The following is a 19,641-nucleotide window of genomic DNA, read 5'->3' as shown; positions in this document are numbered from 1 at the left end:
TGTTCAGTAGACCCTGGTTCAGGCCGCTACCTTTTCCACCCGCATGCTGCGCGGGAAACGCAACGCATAGCGCAGCCCCTGCCCCGGGCTGCTCTCCACGTGCACAGTGCCGCCCAGCGCCCCGGTCACCAGGTTGAACAGGATGTGCGCGCCCAGCCCGCTGCCGCCGCTGCCGCGCTTGGTGGTGAAGAAGGGGTCGAACAGTTTATCGAGCGATTCCTGGTCCATGCCGGCGCCATCGTCGGCATAGGTAAGCGTCACCGTGTCGCCGTCGAGCGCCGCGCGGATCGCAATCTTGCCGGCCTGCTCGCGCTCGAAGCCGTGCACCAGCGAATTGACCACCATGTTGGTAACGATCTGCGACACGGCGCCCGGATAACTGTCCAGCACCAGGTCGTGCACGCAATCGACCTCCACCTGCACCGGCCTGCCCTTCAGTTTCGGCTGCAGCGACAGCAGCACTTCGTTCAGGTAATTGCGCAGGTTAAAGCTGCGGATGTCGCCCGAAGACTGGTCCACCGCCACCTGCTTGAAGGAACGCACCAGCGCCGCTGCGCGCTGGGTGTTGGTAGTCATGATGCGCAGCGACTGGTCGACGATATCGAAGAAATTGCCCAAGCTATCCTCGGTCATTTCGCCATTCGCCAGCTCCTCGCGCGTCAGGCGCAGTTCTTCCACCAGGTGGCTGGTGGCGGTGACGCAAATGCCGAGCGGCGTGTTGATCTCGTGAGCGACGCCGGCCACCAGGCCGCCGAGCGAGGCCAGCTTTTCCTGGCGCACCAGTTCGCCCTGCGCCTGCTGGAGTTGGGTCAGCGCCGTGTTCAGGGCGGCGTTCTGTTCTTCCAGCAATTCCTTGGTGGCGCGCAGCTTGCGGTCGGCCTGCATGCGCGCAATTGCCACCGCGACATGGCTGGCCATGAAGGCGAGCAAATCGAGGTCGGCCTTGGTGTAGACCACGGACGGGTCGTAGCTTTGCACGATCAGCACGCCCTGCGGCTTGTCGTGCACCAGCATCGGCGCGCCCATCCAGCTGGCGATGTCGACGTTGCCCAGCGGCTCATTCACCTGCCCGCTGGCCACCAGGCGCGCGAAGCTGCCGGCGTCGTGCAGTTGCGCCTGCTTCGAGTGCAGCAGGTAAGAGCACATCGCCTTGCCGTAGGGGAAGCGCTTGACCGGCGCCTCGCTGTCCTTCTGGTCGACGAAATACGGGATGCTGAAGTCCTGGGTTTCCGGGTGATACAGGCCGATCAGGAAATTCTCCGCCACCATCAGTTCGCCGATGATGCGGTGCAGGCTGGCCGTCAGCGTGTCGGTATCGAGCGCGCTGGCCGACAAATCGGCGATCTGGTACAGCGCGTGCTGCACCTGCTCGGCGCGGCGCCGCTCGGCCACCTCGTGCGCCAGGCGCGCGGTGCGTTCCTGTACGGCGCGCTCGAGGCGGTCCATGCTCTGCAGGCTCTGCAGCGCCACCGAAACGTGGTTCGCGATGACCGAGAACAGGGCCTGGTCTTCGTCGCTGTAGGTGTGTTCGGGCGTATAGCTCTGGATCACGATGGCGCCCAGCGGCACGTGTTGCTGGTCCAGCAGCGGGCAGCCGATCCAGTGCTCGGCCGCGCTGCCGGCGCCGAAGCTCGATCCTTCGCGTTCGCGGGCATGGAAATCGTCGGCCGTGACCACCAGGTTGCGGCCGTTCAGGATGACCCAGGCGGTGGGCGACTCGTCCGGGGAGGCCAGGCGCACCGGCTGGTTCAGCTCGGGGCCCTCGTCGGATTCGTCGACGAAGTAGACGAATCGCACCGTGCCTTCGTCACGATCGGACAGCGCCACATAGAAATTGGCCGCGTACATGATGCGGCCCAGCGCGCGGTGCACGGCGCGGATGAATTCGGTGATGTCGCTGCAACTGGTCGAGGTCTGCCCGATTTCGAGCAGCATCGACTGGACCGCTTCCAGCCGGTCGAGACGTTCCATGGTTTTCCCCTTGGCCTGGCTAATGGAGATGCTAAGTAATGCACTGAGGAAATATTAGCAGCAGAATGCAGCGGCAAGGAACTCTTTGATGAAGGGAGTGTTGGATGCGACGGAATGACAACGTTCGTGCCGACCTTGCAAAGCGGTGCACATGGGTGCAGGATGAGTTCACCGCTTCAGCCAACCGACAAGGAGACCAGCATGATCAAGGTGAGCGTGATGTACCCCAACGGCCCCGACGCCCATTTCGACGAGGCGTATTACCGCGACCAGCACATGCCGATGGTCAAGGAGTTGATGGGCGAGCACTGCAAGTACTACACGGTCGACCGCGCGCTCGCCTCAGGTGCGTCGGATGCGAACGCGCCCTACATCGCCATGGGTCATTTGTTCTGTGATTCGGTCGAGGCGTTCCAGGCAGGGTTCGGTCCGCATACGAAGCAAATCATGGCCGACATTCCCAACTACACCAACCAGAAGCCGGTCATCCAGATCAGCGAAGTGCTGGTGGGTTGAGCCGGTCGAATTGCCATGATTGCCGCCCTGTTGTCGGTTCTTGCGGTCCTTGGCCTCGGCTGGATTCTATATATCAACGCCAACGATCGCAGGAAGTTCGAAAGACAACTAGAACAGTATCTCGCCGATGATACCGAAGCATAGCCTGCGGCACGCCGACTGCCGATTCCGGGTCGGACGGTGGGGCTGTCAGCTGGTGCTGCGCTTCAGGGCGCGGCAACGCGCAATGATGCTGTCTGCATCGGCTGGCGTCAGTCCCGTGGCCGCGTCGACCAGATAAAGATTTTCGCAGGACAAGTCGAAGTAGGCCGCCATGTCGTCCACGATCACATAGGGGTGGTCCGTGGCATGGTGTGCCGCCAGCCAGGCCTCGATTTCCCGTTGGCGTATGCCTGGCACGTAGTCGTCAGGACTGTCCATGATCGGCGTCGTGCCGATCAACCGTGCGCCGAAACGTTCTCCCCCGCCTGCGGTCAGCCATTCAGCCAACTCGGCGAACGCGTATTCTTCGCGCCACGTGGACGAGATCACGACAGACAGCTCGGGAACCGCATCGAGGATCCGCCAGAGCAGGGGCAAGGCCGAAAGCGGCTTGCCGGCGCGCCCGAGGGGATAGGGATGGAGCACGCCATCGAAATCCAGGAACAGAATCATCTGATCTTTCTACAAGACGCCACCCTGATTACCCGGACTGGCGCCGTATTCGCCTTTGCCGCTGCCGAATGGCTCAGCGCGGGGCGCGGAAATCGTTCTCGATCCAGGCCAGGGCCGAGGCCGGCGTCAGCTTGAAGGTCGGGGCCACGCGCACCTTGGCCACTTCCTCGCCCATCTCGTCGGTGGCGGCCAGCATCGCGTACGGGTCGTCATCGTCCGGCACGATGTCGAGCGTGACTTTCAGCTCGCCCTGCTCCGTCGAGACCACGGTGCTTTTGTGCAGCATCGCGTGCAGGTGCTGCTCGTGGCGGCGGATGACTTCCGAGGCCGTCTTGATCAGCGTGTTAAAGGCATTCACGTCGAGCGGCTTCGGGTTTTTCTTGTCGCGGCCCATGGTCCAGGGGCCGACCAGCGCCGGCTCGCGCTCGCCATCCTTGTACATGGCAACCGCCCAGCCTTCATCGTCTTCGTTCTTGATGACCTTTGCGGTCCAGCCATTGCCTTGCCACAGGCGCGGCTCTTGTACGGGCGCGTCGTCGTCGCCGGTTTCCAGGTCGTTTACATCGTCATTCATTGCTCGCTGCTTCCATCTTGCCGGGCTCGCGCCCAAAGCAAGATCATAGAGGAAATCAGGCAAGCGAGTGCGGCAGATCGCGCTTGGCCGAGGCGACTTTTGCACGGATGCGCATGCCCGGCAGGCGCGGCGGACGCACCGGCGGCGGCAAGGGCGTGCGCAGCGGGTCGATGTTCGGCTGCCTCGGCGCTTCGCGATTGAAAGGATTGATGATGATGGGCGGGATGGTAGGCGGCGCCGATGGCGGTCCCTTCGGTCCCCCACCTGCCCAGTCCTGGCGGTACGGCGAGTTCATCATGGTGCTGAGAGGATGCATGAGGCCCTCCTACATCAAAAGCAGGCTGTCAGTATAGATGGCGAGCCGCGCATTGCAAGGTCAAAAGACTTAAGCAGTGGTTAACGAATGGTCAAGCGGCTGCGCGTGTTTATCGTTCTTTGCTGCACTCCGGCCTGTCAAACATGCCGTTTGTCGCAGGCCGCTCGCAGCGCGCCGGGCACGGGCCTAGAGTGGAGCCATACCACCTGACCTCACGAGGAGAACACCATGAAAAAGATCATCCCCTACATCGTTTTGATCCTGTGCGCGCTGCTGCTCTGGGATTTGCTGTTCAGCTTTGGCGATGCTTCGTTCACCATCGATGGCGACACGGTCGATGGGCCGATCGGCGCTGTGCTGGCGCTGCTGTTCGGGGCCGGGGGCGCCATCCTCGGCGTGGTGGTGGCGGTCGTGGTGGGCGTGGTGCTGGCGGTGGTGTTTGCCGGGGTGGGCGTGGTGCTGCTGGCGGCGCTGGGTGTGGCGGGCGTGGCGGTGGCTGCGGCGATCGTGCCCTTCATGCTGCCGCTGCTGGCAGTGGTGCTGGTGTGGTACCTGGTGAGCCGGTCGCGCAAGAATCGGGTTGTGCACGCGCAGCCAGTGTGATTTGGTAGGGTGGGCACTTGTGCCCACGCTGTCTCACCGGCTGATCAACGCCTACTGCAAACATGGCGATGCGTATGCCAACCGATTACTTGCATGCGCAACCACATATCAACCGCCGTACCGCGTGGGCACAAGTGCCCACCCTACAACGACATCATTATCCGCCGCGGGCGGCTTTTTCCGCCGCGTATTGCTCATACCCCCGCGCCCGCAGCGCGCAGGCCGGGCAAGTACCGCAGCCATAACCCCAGTCATGCCGCGCACCGCGCTCGCCCAGGTAGCAGGTATGGGTCTCGAAGCGCACCAGGTCCACCAGCGCCTGCCCGCCAGCCTGCTCGGCCAGTTCCCAGGTCTGCTTCTTGTCGATCCACATCAGCGGCGTCTCGACCTTGGTGCGCGTGGCCATGCCCAGGTTCAGCACCACTTGCAGCGCCTTCATCGTGTCGTCGCGGCAATCCGGATAGCCCGAGAAATCGGTCTCGCACATGCCGCCCACCAGCACGTTCAGGCCGCGGCGGTAGGCGACGGTGGCCGCCACCATCATGAACATCAGGTTGCGGCCCGGCACGAAGGTATTCGGCAAGCCATTCGCCTGCATCTCGATGGCGACGTTGCTCGTCAGCGCGGTATCGGAAATCTTGCCGATCAAGCCGAGGTCGATCATGTGGTCTTCGCCCAGGCGCGCATCCCATTCCGGCGAGAGCGCACGCATCTGTTGCAGCACGTTCGGACGCACTTCCAGTTCGATGGCGTGGCGCTGGCCATAGTCGAAGCCGATGGTCTCGACGCGTTCATAACGTTGCAGGGCCCAGGCCAGGCAGGTGGTGGAATCTTGCCCGCCACTGAAGAGGACGAGGGCGGTATCGGGAGGCAGCATGTGTGGTATTCAGGGAAGTTAATCGTTCGCCAGCTTTTTTGCAATTCCGTTAAGATGATCTCAGCATTGACACTGAATGGAGAGACATGGTCCTCGCACCATCCGGGCGGACCGTAGCGGCGCCACGGCGATTGCGGATTTTGGCACAAATCGTGCTGTCCGTGTATGCCGTCCTGGGCGCCCAGGCCGCCACTGCCCAGGATACCCAGGGCATCAAGTACAACGTGCGCATCGACGCACCCGGCCAGCTCGACGACTTGCTCGAGGATAACCTCGACCTGTTGCGCTGGCGCGGCAATTCGCGCGTCGACCTCGAACAACTGCAGCGCCTGGTGCGCGACACCCCCGAGCAAGCCAAGGCCCTGATCGCGACCGAAGGCTATTACTCGCCGCAAGTGTCGGCCGGTCTGGATACCAGCGGCGGCACCCCGGTGGCGCGCGTCATCGTCGAACCCGGCGAGCCGACGCTGGTGAGCGACATCGACCTGGTACTGCAAGGCTTCGTGCCCTTCGAACAAGGCGGTGCGCCCTACGACGCCGCGGCCCTGCGCAACCGCTGGTCGCTGCCGGTCGGCGCCCGCTTCCGCCAGGCCGACTGGGAAGGCGCCAAGCGCGATCTCCTGCGCGAAGTCGTGCAGTCGCGCTTCCCGCGCGCGCAGCTGGTGGAAACCAGCGCCACGGTCGACCCGGAAACCCGCAAGGCTTCGCTGCGCGTGGTCATGGACAGCGGCCCGGAAATGCGCTTCGGCGAGCTGCGCATTCGCGGCCTGAAGCGCTATCCATCCACGATCATCACCAACCTGAACAAGATCAAGCTGGGCGACGAATACAGCGAAACCGCGCTCCAGGCATTGCAGTCGCGCCTGCAGGAGACCGGCTACTTCTCGACCGTGGAAGTGAGCGCCGACATGCGCGCCGTGCTCAACGCCGAGATCCAGGAAATGAAGGACGATGACGACGATGCGCCAGCTGCGAACGCAACTGCGGGCGCACCGGGCGCACCCGCCGATGCATCCGCCACCGCATCTGCCTCCACCCCGGCTGCCGACCCGAACGCCCCCGCCGTCCCCGGCCAGGCCGCCACCGGCGTCAAGCCGCCGGCGCCCGGCCCGACCGTGCTGCCGGTGCTGGTGCGCGTGACCGAGAACAAGCAAAAGAACGTCGAAGTCGGCCTCGGTTTCTCCACCGATACCGGCGGCCGCGCCCAGATCGGCTACGACGACCTGAGCGTGTTCGGCAAGCGCATGAAGAGCGACATCATCTACGAACAGAAGCGCCAGAGCGCGCGTGCCGATTTCTATTGGCCGACCACGCCCGATGGCTATAACGACAGCGTCGGCGGCGGCGTCGAGCGCGAGGACGTGCGCGGCGAGATCACGACTACCGCCAGCGTGGCCGCGCGCCGTGCCTGGGGCACGCCGGAACTCGAACGCAGCCTGACCCTGGAAGTGCTGGCCGAAAAGCGCGAAGTCGCCGGCCTCGACGCCACCTACTCGCGCAGCATCCCGCTCACCTACAACGTCACGCGCCGCAAGCTCGACAACCTGCTGCAGCCGACGCGCGGCTATGCGCTGAACTGGCAGGTGGGCGTGGCGCCGCTGCCGCTGCTGACCGACGAAAAATTCATCCGCGGCTATACGCGCGGCGTGTATTACCGCCCGGTCGGCGAAACCGGCACCCTGATCCTGCGCGGCGAAGCCGGCGCCGTCTTCTCGAAGGACAAGGACGGCGTGCCGAGCAGCTTCCTGTTCCGTGCCGGCGGCGACCAGTCGGTGCGCGGCTACGGCTACCAGCAATTGGGCGTGCGCGAAGGCGAGGCCATCGTCGGCGGGCGCTACCTGCTCACCGCCGGCGCCGAGTACCAGTACTGGTTCCGCCCACCATGGGGCGTGGCCGTGTTCTACGATGCCGGCAATGCCGGCGACAAGTTCAGCGACCTGCACCCGAAATCGGGCTACGGCGTGGGCGCGCGCTGGCGCAGCCCGGTCGGCCCGATCAACGTCGACGTCGCCTATGGGCACGCCGTTAAAAAGGTGCGCCTGCACTTCTCACTTGGATTTACCTTCTGATGGACAGCGTCGACAACAACCACCCTCCGTCTGCGCACGCGCAGCCGCCACAGGCGCCCCAGCCGAAACCACGGCGCTGGCCGCGCCGCGTCGCCATCGGCCTGGTCGTCACCGGCGTGCTGGTCGGCAGCGCCGCCTGGTACCTGGGCCGCGAGACCACACTGCAGATGATCGCCGAACGCGCCGCGCGCGCCACCGACGGCAAGCTCACCATGACCGGCATCCGCGGCTCGATCTACGGCGCCATGCACATCGACCGCCTGGTCTGGCGCACCGACGAGCAGCTGGTCATCGCCACCAACATCGACATCGACTGGTCGCCACGCCAGCTGCTGTCGCGCGGCATCGAGATCAGCAAACTGCACGCCGCCGACCTGCGCATGGAAACCCTGCGCGAGTCGGAAGAGCCGACCACCATGCCGGCCACGCTGGAAGCGCCGTTCAAGATCGCGCTCGACGATGCGCGCCTGGCGAAAGCGACCTTCGTGAGCAAGGGTGGCAACACCGAGATCTCGAACATCCGCCTGCGCCTGCATGGCGATAAAGTGAAATGGCAGCTCAGCGATGCGGTGGCCACGACGCCCTGGGGCCAACTGGCAGCGGGCGGCAGCATCGGCGCCCAGCGTCCGTTCAAGCTCGACGCGAACGCCAGCTTGAGCGGCACGCCGACCGGCGGCGCCACCCCGGCGCAATTGAAACTGCATGCCGGCGGCGACCTGAACCTGACCCAGCTCGACGCCTCCGGTTCGGCCGGCCGTGCCGGCGGCCAGGCGCGCATCGCCCTGTCGCCGTTTGCCGAGATCCCGCTGCGCAGCATGGATCTCAATGCGAAGAACATCGACCCGGGTTTCTTCAATCCCGAGCTGCCGACGGCGGACCTGAACCTGGTCGTCAAGGCCAGCCTGGACGACAAGCGCAACATCTCCGGCAGCGTCAATCTGGTCAATGATGGCGCCACCGGCACCATCGACCAGCAACGCCTGCCGCTGCGCGCGATGCGCGGTGCACTGGGCGGCAACCTGGATGCAATGAAGATCAGCGACGTGCTGATCGACCTCGGCGGCGCCGGCAGCTTTACCGGCAGCGGCAGCGTGCAGCGCGGTGAAGACGAAGAGGGCCTGGGCACCGCCAACTTCGCCCTGCACACCGACCGCCTCGATTTGAAGCAGATCCACGGCAGCATGAAGCCGACCAAGATCGCCGGCGACATCGCGGTGGCGAATGCCGGCAATGTGCAATCGCTGAACCTGAACCTGTCAGATGCCGGCCTGCGCCTGGCCGCGCGCGCCAAGCTGGAAAACAACGTCGTCGACATCGAGGAAGCACGCCTGCTGGCCGGCAAGGGCGTGATCACCGTCACCGGCAACGCCAAGCTGGCCGACGACAAGGCCTTCAACGTCAAGGCGAATGCCAGCCGCTTCAACCCGGCCGCGCTGGGCGATTATCCGCAAGCCGACCTGAATGCCGACATCAACGCCGCCGGCGTGCTGGCGCCCGAATGGAAAGTCAACACCGATTTCGCCCTGCGCCCGAGCCGCCTGTTCGACCAGCCGCTGTCCGGCCGCGGCAAGCTCGCCGCCGACGCCAAACACGTGAGCGGCGTGGATGCCACGATTGCCCTCGGCCAGAACAAGGTCGACCTGAAAGGCGCCTTTGGCGCCCCCGGCGAAAAGCTCAGCTGGCGCCTCGATGGCCGCCAGCTGGCCGCCCTGCGCGCCGATTTGTATGGCGCAGTAAATGCAAGCGGCGTCGTCACCGGCACCATGCAAGCGCCGCGCACCACCTTCGAAGTCGATGCGAATGGCCTGGGCTGGGTCGCGGCCCAGCGCAAGGCCAACGACGGCAAGCTGCGCGTGACCGGCGAAGCCTGGCTCGCCGGTAGCGAAGACGCGCGCTTCGTCGAGGTCAAGGCGAACGGCAGCATGAATCGCTTCAACCCGGCCGCCTTTGGCAGCCCGCTCCCGGGCAGCATCAACGGCAGCTTTGCCGCCAGCGGCCGCTCCGGCGCCGACTGGCGCGGCGCGCTCGATTTGAAGGTGGAAGATTCCACGCTGTCGAAGTCGCCGTTCTGGGGCTATGCGCGTCTGAACGCCGACCGCCGCCATATCTCGAACACCGACGTCGATCTGCACATCGGCCCGAACGTGATCGCGGCGAAAGGCAGCTTCGGCGCCGGCCGCGACCAGCTCGACTGGCGCATCGACGCCGGCCAGCTGGCCGCCCTCGGCCCCGACTTCGGCGGCGCCCTGCGCGGCAACGGTACCCTGACCGGCACCATGGAAACCCCGTCCCTGACTGCCGCGCTGGAAGGCCAGAACCTGAAGTTCGCCGGCACGCACACGGTACGCTCGCTGCGCGCCAGCGCGAATCTCGGCTCGGGCCGTGGCGGCGCCGACCCGCTGGTCAGCGACATCCAGGTACTGGACTATGCGAATGGCGACACGCGCATCGCCGCCGCCAGCTTGCAGACGAACGGCACCCGCGCCTCGCACACCCTGCGCGCCGCCGGCCGCAGCGACGACTTCGACGCCCTGGTCGAAGTGCGTGGCGGCTGGAGCGGGAATGCCTGGAACGGCACCCTGGCCACGCTGCAGAACAAGGGCCGCTATGCGATGACCCTGGCCCAGCCAGTGCCGTTGAAGATCGGCGTGGCGCCGGGCGCCGGCGTGGCCGGTTTGGCTTCGCCCGAGTCGCTGGCATTCAACGGCGCCGTGATCAAGCTCCCGACCGGCACCATCAACATCGCCTCGCTCACCAAGCAGGGCCCGCGCTGGAACAGCCGCGGTGCGGCGGCCGGCGTGCCGCTGAACTACCTCGCCCAGTTCTCGCCGGCGCTGCGCGAAAACGTGAAGGGGAACCTGACCCTGGGCGCCGACTGGTCGCTCGACATGCGCGTGGCAAACGGTAACGGCGCCCCTGCCCTGGCCGGCGGCGTGCACGTGTTCCGCGAAGGCGGCGATGCGATCGTCGGCGCCGACGTGCCGGTGGCCCTGGGCCTGCGCACGCTGGATTTGCGTGCCGACGTGCAGGGCAGCTCGCTGCGTACGCAAGTGGCGCTCGACGGCACCCGTACCGGTTCGGCGCGCGTCGACGGCACCGTGCAAATGCTGAACGGCCGCGTCGACGCCGACAGCCCGCTGCGCATGACGGCGGTCGCCGACATGGCCTCGATCGCCTGGCTGGCCCCGCTCGCCGGCCAGCGCGACCTCGAACTCGACGGCAGCCTGAAAGCCAACCTGACGGCCGGCGGCACCATCGGCACGCCATCGCTGAACGGCACCGTGAACGGCGACGCCCTCGCCGTGCGCTGGCCGGAACAGGGCGTGCGCCTGCGCAACGGCCAGCTGCGCTCGCAACTGGAAGGCGACCGCCTGGTGCTGCAGCGCCTGTACCTGGAAGGCGTGCAGGGCAATGCCACCGCCGACGGTTCGGTGCGCTTCGGGACCGACGGCGCCATGCAGCTGCGCCTGGTGGCCAACAAGCTCGAAGCCCTGTCGCGCCCGGACCGCACGGTAGTCGTTTCCGGCGAAGCCAACCTGGTGCGCAACGCCCAGCGCTTCGCCCTGGACGGCAACTTCAAGGCCGACCGCGCGCTGATCGAGTTTGCGCCGCAGGGCCGCCCGACGATTTCCGAAGACGTGATCGTGCTGGGCCGCGGCGCGCCAGTCGCGCCGCAGAAGAAGGAAGCGGAAATGCCGCTCACGATCAACCTGGCGGCCGACCTGGGCGACGACTTCCACCTGCGCGGCCTGGGCATCGATGCCTACCTGGCCGGCAGCGCGCGCGTGCGCATGGTGGGCAACGGCGACCCGCGCGTGAACGGCACCATCCGCGTGGCCAGTGGCCAGTATGCGGCCTATGGCCAGAAGCTGACCATCGACCGCGGCGTGCTGACCTTCAACGGCCGCTACGACAACCCCTCGCTCGACGTGCTGGCCGTGCGCAAGCAGCCGGAAGGCACGCAGCTGAGCGAGACGAACGTCGAAGCCGGCGTGCAGGTGACCGGCACGGCGCAGGCGCCGGTGGCGAAGCTGGTGTCGACGCCGTCGGTGCCGGATTCGGAAAAACTGTCGTGGCTGGTGCTGGGCCACGGCATGGAAGGCACGAGCGGCAACGAGAAGGATGTGCTGAGTGCGGCGGCCGGCGCCCTGTTGGGCGGCAAGGGCGGCGCCGGCGGCATCACCTCGAAGCTGGCCAATTCGCTGGGCGTGGACGAACTCGGCGTGGGCCAGGGCCGCAACGGCGACGCCGAGGGCCTGGCGAACACGGTGGTCACGGTGGGCAAGCGGATTTCCTCGCGTGCTTACCTCAGCTTCGAGCAGGGCGCGACCACGGCGTCGAGCCTGGTGCGCCTGCGTTATAAACTCAACCCGCGCTGGACCTTGCAGTTCCAGACCGGGACGAATACGGCACTCGATGTGCTGTATGCGTGGGCGTTTGATTGATTAGTGAATGCTCGGCTTCGGATCGGGGACCGGGTCCTCGTTCTGGTTCTCGTGAGCAGGCGTGTGGTGGGGATGCGGTGCGTCGAAAGGGTCTTGCAAGGGCTCTTCGGCGGGGGCCGGGTCCGGGGCGCGATGCATTTTGAGCGGCACGTGCGTGGCTGGGATCATGGTCGGGTTCTCCTGTCATTCGTGGATGAACAACCTTATCATGCGCCGCCCGGGTGGCGGCGCACCGCCTGACCCTCGGCTACAATGGCCGCTTCGACTCAACCGGCCGCTTCCGACCCCGATGAACATCACCACCCTTGCCCTGCTCGCCCTGACGCCCATCCTCGTCTGGCGCATTTACTCGCGCCTGAAAACGCAGATGGCGCGCCAGCGCTCGATCATGTCGCGTCATTACACCGGCGTGCTGGTGTTCGGCGGGCTGGTGCTGGTGCCGCTGGCCCAGGTGCTTGCCCGGCCGATGGAGCTGGCGGCGCTGGCCGCCGGTGCGGCGCTGGGCGTGTTCTGGGGCGTGTTCGGGCTGCGCCGTACGCGTTACGAGGATACCCAGGAGGGTTACTACTTCACGCCGCCGATGCGGCTGGGGATCGTGATGGCGATGGTGCTGATTGCGCGCATCCTGTACATCGCGTTCGAGCTGTACACGCTGCAGGGGTCGGGGGCGGAGGCGCCGCTGTTTACCGAGAGCCCGCTGAGCATGGTGTGCGTGGGGCTGACGGGGGCGTACTTCCTGGCGTATTCGGTGGGCTTGCTGCTGTGGCGGGGCAAGCTGCGCAAGGCGATCGACCAGGCATAAGCACTGGCGTTGGTAACCATCATAGCCCTTAACGAAAAACGGCCCGGTCTCGATCGACCGGGCCGTTAATGCTTGTCTCATCATCTGTTCCTCTCGACAGCTTTCGGCGCAATGAGAGGGTATGGATGGTAAGGGTATCAGCTACGTGGTGGGGGATTGCCCGTGCATTGATATTCGACCGTCACGCGGTAGACATTGCAGCTGCCCATCGAGAAGTCTGCGCAGGCACGCGTACCGCCACCAAATGCTTCGGCCCCGGTGTAGCCCCACGCTTTGCAACGCGCCGTTGCGGCAGCAATGCCCTGCGCTGGGTTGACTTTTGGAACCTGCAGTGCGCCGTAGTCGTACGAAAGTTTGACTGTGCCATCGGCTCGGCTACCGCCCGTGGGAACCATCTGGGCTTGAACAGCGCAGCCTGCCAAAATGACAGTCGCGAAAATTGTGGCAAATAATGCTTTCATGTTTTCTCTCAGGAATATATCTAATTAGTAATGCAGCAGAATATTTTACCTTAGATAAATATTTAAAAAGCAATTAATAATGACTGTTGTTAATTTTCAACTTGATAACGCACATAGTAATAAAGAATCCAGGTTTCTGTGGAATATGGATGCTGCTTTATCCAAAGTGCATCACAAGCAGGTTTGCACCCCGATCAAAATTTACCGGGAGAGCGCTGAGCATGGTATGTGGGGCGGACAGGCGCTTGCTTCCTCGCGTATTCGGTAGGCTTGCTCGTGTGGCGGCACAAGCTGCGCAAAGCGATCAAGCAGGATTGATTTGATGGTGGGTGACCGCGTGGGCACGAGTGCCCACCCTACGAATGCCAGTACCTGCGGCCGATGCAATGTAGGGTGGGCCGGGCCGTGCAGGACCCCGTGCCCACGCGGAACGATGCGTACACGGAACCGTAGGGTGGACGGGGAACCCGTCCACCCTACGAAAAAGGGGCCCATCCGGGCCCCTTCACTGATCAAGCGGCTTTCGCCTCTTCCTTCCGTCGCTGCAGCACGAAAATCGGCTGCGCCCACTGCGTGTCCTTCTTCTTCTTGCTCGTGATGAGCGTCAGTTCCGAAGGGTCGTACACGTCGGTGTTGTGCGTCAGCGGCGTGGTCATCAGGTACTGCGCATCGGTGTTCTTCAGGAACTCGCCCACCAGCTGGATGTTGCGGATATCCAGGTGCGCAAACGGTTCGTCGATGAACACGAAGCCGCCCGAACCCTCTTCCGACTTGAGCAAGCCAATCAAGAGCACCAGCGACTTCATCACCTGCTGCCCGCCCGAGGCCTCGCCGTCGTTCATCCCGATCTGGTCCTTGCCGTCGAACTTGAAGCGCACGTGCAGGCCGGCTTGTGCCAGCTGCACGTCGTCGTTCTCCAGGCGCACCGGATCGGCCTGGACATCGATGCCCGCCAGCTCGCCCAACTCCTTGATGTTCTTCGAATAGGTCTTGATCGTATAGCGCAGGCGCTCGATGTAGGCGCCGCGCGCGTTGCCCGTGGCTTCGATGGCGCGGTTGTTCTGGTAGCGGCGCTCCTCGGTCTCCGTCTGGCGCCCCGACAGCTGCTCGTTCAAACGCGCGTACTGGTCGATGACGGTGGCGTCCAGCTCCCAGTCGTCGCGCGCCAGTGCATGCTCCAGCGACGACAGGCGCAAATTCACCTGGTGCGCATTCTGGTGCTGGGCCACGAGGGCCGCACGGCGCACCGGGTTCTTCCAGTTGGCCGGGATCGTGCGCCACTCGCGCCGCATGCCCAGCAAGGCCTTGGCGTGCTCGGCGCGCTGCTCGATCTGGCGGCGGTGGTTCAGGCGCAGGCCCGCTTCCGCTTCCGACAAGGCCATGCGCGCGTTCTGCCACACGGTGTCGGCGCGGGTGCGCGCCACCGTCGCGTTCTTGGTCAGGGTTTGCAGTTCGCCCAGGCGCGCGCCCACTTCCAGGCGCTCGGCCTTCAGCGGTGCGATCGAACGTGTCGCTTCCTCGAATTCGGCCTGGCGCGCCGCCAGCTCCTTGGCTGCGTCGACGCCGGCGATGCGCGCCTTCAGGCCGCCCACTTCGGCGGCGAGTTTACTGATGGCCAGGGTCAGCGCATCTTCCTTGGCTTCCAGCGCAGGCAGGGATTTCTGGATCGCTTCCAGGCGCTGGGTCTTGCCCGCCGCGCCGAAACGGTAGCGCGATGGCTCGACGTACAGCGAGCGACCGCCACGGCGTTCGCGGTGGTAGGCGTCCGGCGTGATCCATTCGTCGGAACCCGACTTGAAGCCGGCATCGACCGAATCCACGCGGTCGATACGCGCCAATTGGTCGATCAGCCACGACGGCGCCGCGGCCGAGAAGTTCACCACCGACAGCAGGCTGTCGTCCTTCATCTTCGGCGCGTCGACGCAGTCCGGCACGATGAAGTGGCGATAGCGTTCCTTTTCGGCCAGGCGGTAGGCCGCCGGCGCATCCTTGGCGCGCTCCAGCAGCACCACCGAGGCGTAACCGCCGAGCACACCCTCGACCGCGCCCTGCCACTTCGGATCCGTCACTTCGACGATGTCCGACAGCATGGCGTGTGGAATACCCTCGTCGCGCAGGGCGCGGCGCATCTGGCGCTGGGCTTCCGGCTCCGGCATGGCGCTCTTGCCCTGCAGGGCCGAGATGGTCTGCATCTCGACCGCGATCTTGCTCGATACCGCCTCACGCGCGGCGCGCTGGCGCGCCAGCTCGGCTTCTTTTTCTTCCAGCTGCGAGGCCACTTCGGCCATGTCGGCGCCGGCTTCCGCCGACAGCTTTTGCAGGCGTTCCTTCTGCTCCAGCAGGTTTTCCAGCGGTTTCAGCTTCTGGTTGATGGCGGTCAGGCGCGACGCCAATACCGTGCCTTCCCCCTCCAGCTGGGTTTCCTGCGCCTGCGAGTCGGTCAGCGCGCGCTGCTGAGCGGCCAGCGCCTGGCGCTTCTCGGCCAGCTGGCTATCGGCCTGCAGCATGGGTTTGCGCTGCTCGCGCAGGTGGCGACTCATGGCGGCCGCCTTTTCGCGCGCCTCGTGGTACTCCAGGCTAGGCAGCACTTCTTCGCGCAGGCTACCCTTTTCCTTGTTCAGGTCTTCCCACTGGTGGAAGTTGGCCACGCGCAGGCGCAGGCCTTCCAGATTGATGCGCGAGGTTTCCAGCTCGGCCTCGAAGCGCTTGAGTTCCGTCTCGGTGTCGCGCTGGTGGCGCTTGGCTTCGTCGTAGGCGTCCAGCACTTCCTTGTCGCCGAAGACCTGGAACACCAGGTCGAGCAGCTGGCGCGGCGCGTATTCGCACAGCTTGTCGGTCTCGCCCTGCTCCAGGGCCAGCACCTTGGACATGGCCGGCGACAGGCCGGCAGAGGCCAGACGCTTGCGGTAGTTTTCCACACCGAGCCAGTCCGATGCTTCGGTCACTTCCTCGATCTGCACATTCCCCGGCCGCATCAGGTACTGGCGCTTCCAGTCGCCGCCGTTCTTCTGCACCTGGCAGAACAGCGTCACTTCGTCGTCGGCGAAGAAGCCCGAGTGGCGGAACGGGCGGTTCGACAGCTGGCGCCCGACCGGCTTGTTGTCGACCACGGCGCGCAGCCAGGCGCTTTGCTGGCCCGAGTGGCGCGCATAGTGCTTATAGGTGCGGCCCATCGAGCAGTCGAGGCCGAACAGGGTACGCAGGGCGTCGAGCAGCGTGGTCTTGCCGGAGCCGTTCTGGCCGGCGATGGTGATGATCTTGGCGTCGAGCGGGATGTTCTTGATGCGCTGCCAGTAATCCCAGTGGACCAGCTCAAGTGATTTAATGTGGAACATGGTGTCTCAGTTCGCTCAGCTTCAATTATCGAGGGATTCGGCGTCGGCTTCGGCGTCGTTCGCGGCATCATTGGCAGACCCGGGCGCTTTACGCGGCACCACGGCCAGCGGCGCGCGCTTGAACACGTCGGACAGGGCGCCGTTGATGATGCGTTCCTTCAGCAGGTCGGTGTCCATCATCAGGTCGAGCAGCGGGCCTTCCAGGATCACGTCGCCGCGGCGTTCGATGAACCCGAGTTTCGAGAGCACGCCCAGGTTCATGTCCATGCGCGTCTTCTTGCCCAGCTTGTCGCCGAAGTCCGACAGCAGCGCCGTGTACGAAATGCCGATCGACGCATCTTCGGCGCGCGGGATCGGCGCGTCCTTGTCGAACATGTCGCTCTGGTCGTCCGCAAAACTCGTATGGGTTTCCTGGCGCTCGCGCTTGGGCAGGATGATCTGCGCCCACAGCACCACCAGCAGCGCCACACCGTCGCGCGTCAGGCCGAAGTTATTGTTCTGCCAGATGTCCTTGGCGCCGAAGATCTTCGGTTCCACGTTGCGGTGCAGGGCGATGGTGACGTGGTCGGCGTACACGTTGTCGAGCAGTTTCAGGCCCGACTCCAGCAGGCGCTTGTCGACTTCGCCGCGGAAGGTCTCGTCCGACAGCGCGCGCTTGACCATCTTGTCGTCGCGGCGCAGGGTCTGGTGCGTGAGCAGGCGCGCAATCAGGATTTGTGCATCGTCATTCATTCGGCGTGCCGCTTTCGAGATCTAGTGAGAGGGTTGCAAAGGACATGGCGGCGACTTCCGGGTCGTCGAGCTGGATCAACTCGTCGCGCGCCTCGAAGCGCACCGGCAGGCGCGCCAGTTCGGCGGTGGCGCCCTGCAGGCTGGCCTCGGAGGCGTCGCCCAGGAGCGGCAGCAGCGAGGCGCGGTAGGACGCCACGGCGAACGATGCCGGCAGCAGCGACTCGTGCAGCTGGACCTTTTTCGGGCCGGTGTCCGAGAATTCGGGGAAGTTGCCGAGGTTGGCGAAGTCGGCCAGCTTGTTGATCCAGTCGTCGAGTTCGGCCTGCATGGCAGGGTTGTCGTCGATGGTCAGCGGCGCATCCTGGCCGCTCGGCAGGCCTTTCGGGCCGACGACCACGGCGCGTTCCGCCAGGAGCTCGGTCTCGGCGACGTCGATCATCTCGGCCGGTGTGCCGAACAGCGGCACCACCGGGCGGTCGATGGCGCCTTCGGCCAGGCTGGCCAGATCCTCGTGCGCCAGCAGCCAGCGTTTTACATCGGTGGTCGACAGGCCCGACTGGCCCAGGTGCACGCGCTGGCGTTCGATCTGGTTCAGCGCGCGCGAGAACATGCCCTGCATGTTCAGCAGCGCGCTCTGTGCCCGTCCAATGGCCTGCGCCGCCTTGTGCGTCGCCGAATCGGCGCGTTCGTCCGAGGTGATCGCGCGCAGGATCACGGAACCCTTCTCGACCCAGTCGCAGGCCATGTGCCACTTCGCCTGCGAATTGCGCAGCTTGAATTCGGAACCGGAGGCAATCGCATCGCGGAATTCCTCGGTCAGTTCGACCAGGCGGCCCAGCAGGTGTTTCAGCTGTTCGACCGTCACGCCGCCGACTGCCTGGGCGCCGGCCACCTGGGACAGCAGGAAGCCCATCTCGGCTTCGTCGTCCTCGGGTTTGCCCAGCGCCAGCAGCGTATCGAGCGCGGACAACACGTTTCTCGCCAGCGGCGTGATGCGGTAGACGGCGCTCGGCGCGTCCCAGGCCAGGAGGCCATGGGTACGCAGGCGGTTCAGCACCGTTTCCAGGCTTTCCGGGATCAGGTAGGCCAGCTTCTGGTTGATGTCGGCGCGGCTGAAAGCCGAGCTGGCGGTGTCGGCGGCCAGTTCGCGCAGCACCAAGAGGCGCACCAGCACGCCGTCCTGGCTGCCGTGGAACAGCGCCGAAAAGGCCGACAGCATGGGCTGGGCCTTCTTGAGGTGGAAAACCTGCTCGATTTCGTCCGGCGCGATGCCGTTCTGGAAATGCACCTGGAGCGGATCGAGCTCGTCCTGTGCAATGCCATGGGGTTCCGCGGCGAGGGCCGCCTGTGTGTCGATCATTTGGGATACCAGTCTGCATGCGGACCGCACTGCCTGAGCAGGCAAGCCGATGTGTCCGCGGGGGGCGCCAGTATAACAGTTCAGCTAGCTTAATCGTCAGCAATATTCCCCGGCGGCCTGTGTGGTTTTGCACAAACGACACAAAAATCTGGCAGTTCCGCAAGGCTTGCATGAATCACAAGACCAGCTTCTGAATGCGCTTTTCTTATGAGGTAAGCATATATATGCATGCCGGTTTGACACACATACGGCAGAGGTTGATTCTAAGCATGACCGCGGGAGCCTGAGCCCCTTCCCGGTCCCCAGCCACTGCGACGCAACGGCGCAGCTTCACACCAATAACACCCTTGCATCATGAATGAGGAGAGAGTATGAACAAGAAACTTGCCACCCTGCTGTTTGCCATCGGCCTGGGCGCCGCCGCCGCACCGGCCTTTGCCAGCTGCGAGTTCTACTGCGCGTCTGACTACCGTGTCTGCGTTGCCGGCGGTACCCCGGCAGCGGAATGCGCCGCGGAACGCACGGCGTGTCTGCGCGACATGTGCGGCTACGATTACTGATCGGCTGGCCGAACAAGCGAGAGCCGGCGTCTTCGCGACGCCGGCTTTTTTATTGGCGCTGTCACCGTTAGCTATGGATGAGGGTTGAACTGCTGAGCTCATTCTCGGTCCAAGCCGTATCGCCATCGATACGGGTCGACCATGAAAGCACCTCGCTTCACGAAGTGGTTTGCCGCCTTGCCCGCACTGAACCAGCCCCAGCGGCTGCAGGTCCTCGACGCCCTGCGCCCGGCGGCCGGGTTGCACCAGGTGCTTGCCCTGATCGAACAATGCCGGTCCGCGGGCCGACGCTGCCCTCATTGCCAGTGCGAGCGCTGGCACCGGCATGGTCACGCGAATCACCTGCAGCGCTACCGCTGTTTCTCG

Annotated in this window: 17 protein-coding genes; 8 read left to right on the top strand and 9 right to left on the bottom strand. The window is 64.9% G+C overall.

Features of this window, described 5'->3' with window-relative positions; genetic code table 11:
* Positions 1 to 18 precede the first annotated feature (18 nt).
* Positions 19 to 1,971: a GAF domain-containing sensor histidine kinase gene (locus QWL29_RS20740; RefSeq protein WP_305824776.1), complete on the bottom strand. Its 1,953-nt coding sequence runs from the start codon at positions 1,969 to 1,971 to the stop codon at positions 19 to 21.
* A gap of 201 nt (positions 1,972 to 2,172) precedes the next feature.
* On the opposite strand from QWL29_RS20740, the gene QWL29_RS20735 reads away from it, so the two are divergent.
* A complete protein-coding gene (locus QWL29_RS20735; protein ID WP_305824775.1) occupies positions 2,173 to 2,487 on the top strand; it encodes an EthD family reductase in 315 nt (104 codons plus the stop codon).
* Positions 2,488 to 2,502: 15 nt separating this feature from the next.
* Positions 2,503 to 2,631 carry a hypothetical protein gene (locus QWL29_RS20730; protein ID WP_305824774.1) on the top strand — a complete coding sequence of 43 codons (129 nt, stop codon included), beginning with the start codon at positions 2,503 to 2,505 and terminating at the stop codon, positions 2,629 to 2,631.
* Between the two features lie 45 nt (positions 2,632 to 2,676).
* Here the strand turns inward: QWL29_RS20730 and QWL29_RS20725 are convergent, their stop codons facing one another.
* The 3 genes from QWL29_RS20725 to QWL29_RS20715 all read right to left on the bottom strand — a co-directional run bounded on the left by QWL29_RS20725 (position 2,677) and on the right by QWL29_RS20715 (position 4,031).
* Positions 2,677 to 3,141, bottom strand: a complete 465-nt coding sequence (locus QWL29_RS20725) for an HAD domain-containing protein (RefSeq protein WP_305824773.1) — start codon at positions 3,139 to 3,141, stop codon at positions 2,677 to 2,679.
* Positions 3,142 to 3,214: 73 nt separating this feature from the next.
* Positions 3,215 to 3,715, bottom strand: coding sequence for a hypothetical protein (locus QWL29_RS20720; RefSeq protein WP_305824772.1), 501 nt, complete (start codon positions 3,713 to 3,715; stop codon positions 3,215 to 3,217).
* Positions 3,716 to 3,770: 55 nt separating this feature from the next.
* Positions 3,771 to 4,031, bottom strand: a complete 261-nt coding sequence (locus tag QWL29_RS20715; protein WP_305824771.1) for a hypothetical protein — start codon at positions 4,029 to 4,031, stop codon at positions 3,771 to 3,773.
* A gap of 228 nt (positions 4,032 to 4,259) precedes the next feature.
* Between QWL29_RS20715 and QWL29_RS20710 the strand changes: the two genes are divergently transcribed.
* The gene (locus QWL29_RS20710) at positions 4,260 to 4,634 is read left to right on the top strand and encodes a hypothetical protein (protein WP_305824770.1); all 375 of its coding nucleotides are present in this window, start codon (positions 4,260 to 4,262) and stop codon (positions 4,632 to 4,634) included.
* 157 nt (positions 4,635 to 4,791) lie between these two features.
* Here QWL29_RS20710 and queC read toward each other — a convergent pair whose 3' ends face one another.
* The gene (gene queC / locus QWL29_RS20705; RefSeq protein WP_305824769.1) at positions 4,792 to 5,511 is read right to left on the bottom strand and encodes a 7-cyano-7-deazaguanine synthase QueC; all 720 of its coding nucleotides are present in this window, start codon (positions 5,509 to 5,511) and stop codon (positions 4,792 to 4,794) included.
* Positions 5,512 to 5,663: 152 nt separating this feature from the next.
* Between queC and QWL29_RS20700 the strand changes: the two genes are divergently transcribed.
* The 3 genes from QWL29_RS20700 (at position 5,664) to QWL29_RS20690 (ending at position 12,827) form a co-directional block, all read left to right on the top strand.
* Positions 5,664 to 7,580, top strand: coding sequence for an autotransporter assembly complex protein TamA (locus QWL29_RS20700; RefSeq protein WP_370663724.1), 1,917 nt, complete (start codon positions 5,664 to 5,666; stop codon positions 7,578 to 7,580).
* Positions 7,580 to 12,025, top strand: a complete 4,446-nt coding sequence (locus QWL29_RS20695) for a translocation/assembly module TamB domain-containing protein (RefSeq protein WP_305824767.1) — start codon at positions 7,580 to 7,582, stop codon at positions 12,023 to 12,025. The genes QWL29_RS20700 and QWL29_RS20695 overlap by 1 nt, the downstream gene beginning before the upstream one ends.
* Positions 12,026 to 12,314: 289 nt before the next feature.
* A complete protein-coding gene (locus QWL29_RS20690) occupies positions 12,315 to 12,827 on the top strand; it encodes a CcdC protein domain-containing protein (protein WP_305824766.1) in 513 nt (170 codons plus the stop codon).
* Positions 12,828 to 12,964: 137 nt separating this feature from the next.
* Here the strand turns inward: QWL29_RS20690 and yecR are convergent, their stop codons facing one another.
* The 4 genes from yecR to QWL29_RS20670 all read right to left on the bottom strand — a co-directional run bounded on the left by yecR (position 12,965) and on the right by QWL29_RS20670 (position 18,715).
* Entirely contained in the window at positions 12,965 to 13,288 is a 324-nt protein-coding gene (yecR, locus tag QWL29_RS20685) for a YecR family lipoprotein (protein ID WP_305824765.1), read from the bottom strand.
* Between the two features lie 512 nt (positions 13,289 to 13,800).
* Positions 13,801 to 16,623, bottom strand: a complete 2,823-nt coding sequence (locus tag QWL29_RS20680) for an ATP-binding protein (RefSeq protein ID WP_305824764.1) — start codon at positions 16,621 to 16,623, stop codon at positions 13,801 to 13,803.
* Between the two features lie 21 nt (positions 16,624 to 16,644).
* Positions 16,645 to 17,355, bottom strand: coding sequence for a hypothetical protein (locus QWL29_RS20675; protein WP_305824763.1), 711 nt, complete (start codon positions 17,353 to 17,355; stop codon positions 16,645 to 16,647).
* Positions 17,348 to 18,715, bottom strand: a complete 1,368-nt coding sequence (locus QWL29_RS20670) for a hypothetical protein (protein WP_305824762.1) — start codon at positions 18,713 to 18,715, stop codon at positions 17,348 to 17,350. Before QWL29_RS20670 ends, QWL29_RS20675 begins: the two co-directional genes overlap by 8 nt.
* A gap of 371 nt (positions 18,716 to 19,086) precedes the next feature.
* Between QWL29_RS20670 and QWL29_RS20665 the strand changes: the two genes are divergently transcribed.
* Together QWL29_RS20665 and QWL29_RS20660 are read left to right on the top strand one after the other, a co-directional pair.
* A complete protein-coding gene (locus QWL29_RS20665) occupies positions 19,087 to 19,275 on the top strand; it encodes a hypothetical protein (protein ID WP_305824761.1) in 189 nt (62 codons plus the stop codon).
* A gap of 141 nt (positions 19,276 to 19,416) precedes the next feature.
* Positions 19,417 to 19,641: transposase-like zinc-binding domain-containing protein (locus tag QWL29_RS20660; RefSeq protein ID WP_441295512.1), on the top strand; the 225-nt coding region annotated here is incomplete at its 3' end.

The organism is Massilia brevitalea (genome assembly GCF_030711405.1).
GTDB lineage: Bacteria > Pseudomonadota > Gammaproteobacteria > Burkholderiales > Burkholderiaceae_D > Telluria > Telluria brevitalea.
The sequence above is the reverse complement of the archived record's forward strand: the minus strand, read 5'-3'. Positions and strand labels throughout refer to the sequence as shown.

Excerpts from the sequence above, each read along its gene's own strand:
- QWL29_RS20740 (WP_305824776.1), bottom strand. The coding sequence starts at position 1,971 with ATGGAACGTCTCGACCGGCTGGAAGCGGTCCAGTCGATGCTGCTCGAA.
- QWL29_RS20735 (WP_305824775.1), top strand. The coding sequence starts at position 2,173 with ATGATCAAGGTGAGCGTGATGTACCCCAACGGCCCCGACGCCCATTTC.
- QWL29_RS20730 (WP_305824774.1), top strand. The coding sequence starts at position 2,503 with ATGATTGCCGCCCTGTTGTCGGTTCTTGCGGTCCTTGGCCTCGGCTGG.
- QWL29_RS20725 (WP_305824773.1), bottom strand. The coding sequence starts at position 3,141 with ATGATTCTGTTCCTGGATTTCGATGGCGTGCTCCATCCCTATCCCCTC.
- QWL29_RS20720 (WP_305824772.1), bottom strand. The coding sequence starts at position 3,715 with ATGAATGACGATGTAAACGACCTGGAAACCGGCGACGACGACGCGCCC.
- QWL29_RS20715 (WP_305824771.1), bottom strand. The coding sequence starts at position 4,031 with ATGCATCCTCTCAGCACCATGATGAACTCGCCGTACCGCCAGGACTGG.
- QWL29_RS20710 (WP_305824770.1), top strand. The coding sequence starts at position 4,260 with ATGAAAAAGATCATCCCCTACATCGTTTTGATCCTGTGCGCGCTGCTG.
- queC (WP_305824769.1), bottom strand. The coding sequence starts at position 5,511 with ATGCTGCCTCCCGATACCGCCCTCGTCCTCTTCAGTGGCGGGCAAGAT.
- QWL29_RS20695 (WP_305824767.1), top strand. The coding sequence starts at position 7,580 with ATGGACAGCGTCGACAACAACCACCCTCCGTCTGCGCACGCGCAGCCG.
- QWL29_RS20690 (WP_305824766.1), top strand. The coding sequence starts at position 12,315 with ATGAACATCACCACCCTTGCCCTGCTCGCCCTGACGCCCATCCTCGTC.
- yecR (WP_305824765.1), bottom strand. The coding sequence starts at position 13,288 with ATGAAAGCATTATTTGCCACAATTTTCGCGACTGTCATTTTGGCAGGC.
- QWL29_RS20680 (WP_305824764.1), bottom strand. The coding sequence starts at position 16,623 with ATGTTCCACATTAAATCACTTGAGCTGGTCCACTGGGATTACTGGCAG.
- QWL29_RS20675 (WP_305824763.1), bottom strand. The coding sequence starts at position 17,355 with ATGAATGACGATGCACAAATCCTGATTGCGCGCCTGCTCACGCACCAG.
- QWL29_RS20670 (WP_305824762.1), bottom strand. The coding sequence starts at position 18,715 with ATGATCGACACACAGGCGGCCCTCGCCGCGGAACCCCATGGCATTGCA.
- QWL29_RS20665 (WP_305824761.1), top strand. The coding sequence starts at position 19,087 with ATGAACAAGAAACTTGCCACCCTGCTGTTTGCCATCGGCCTGGGCGCC.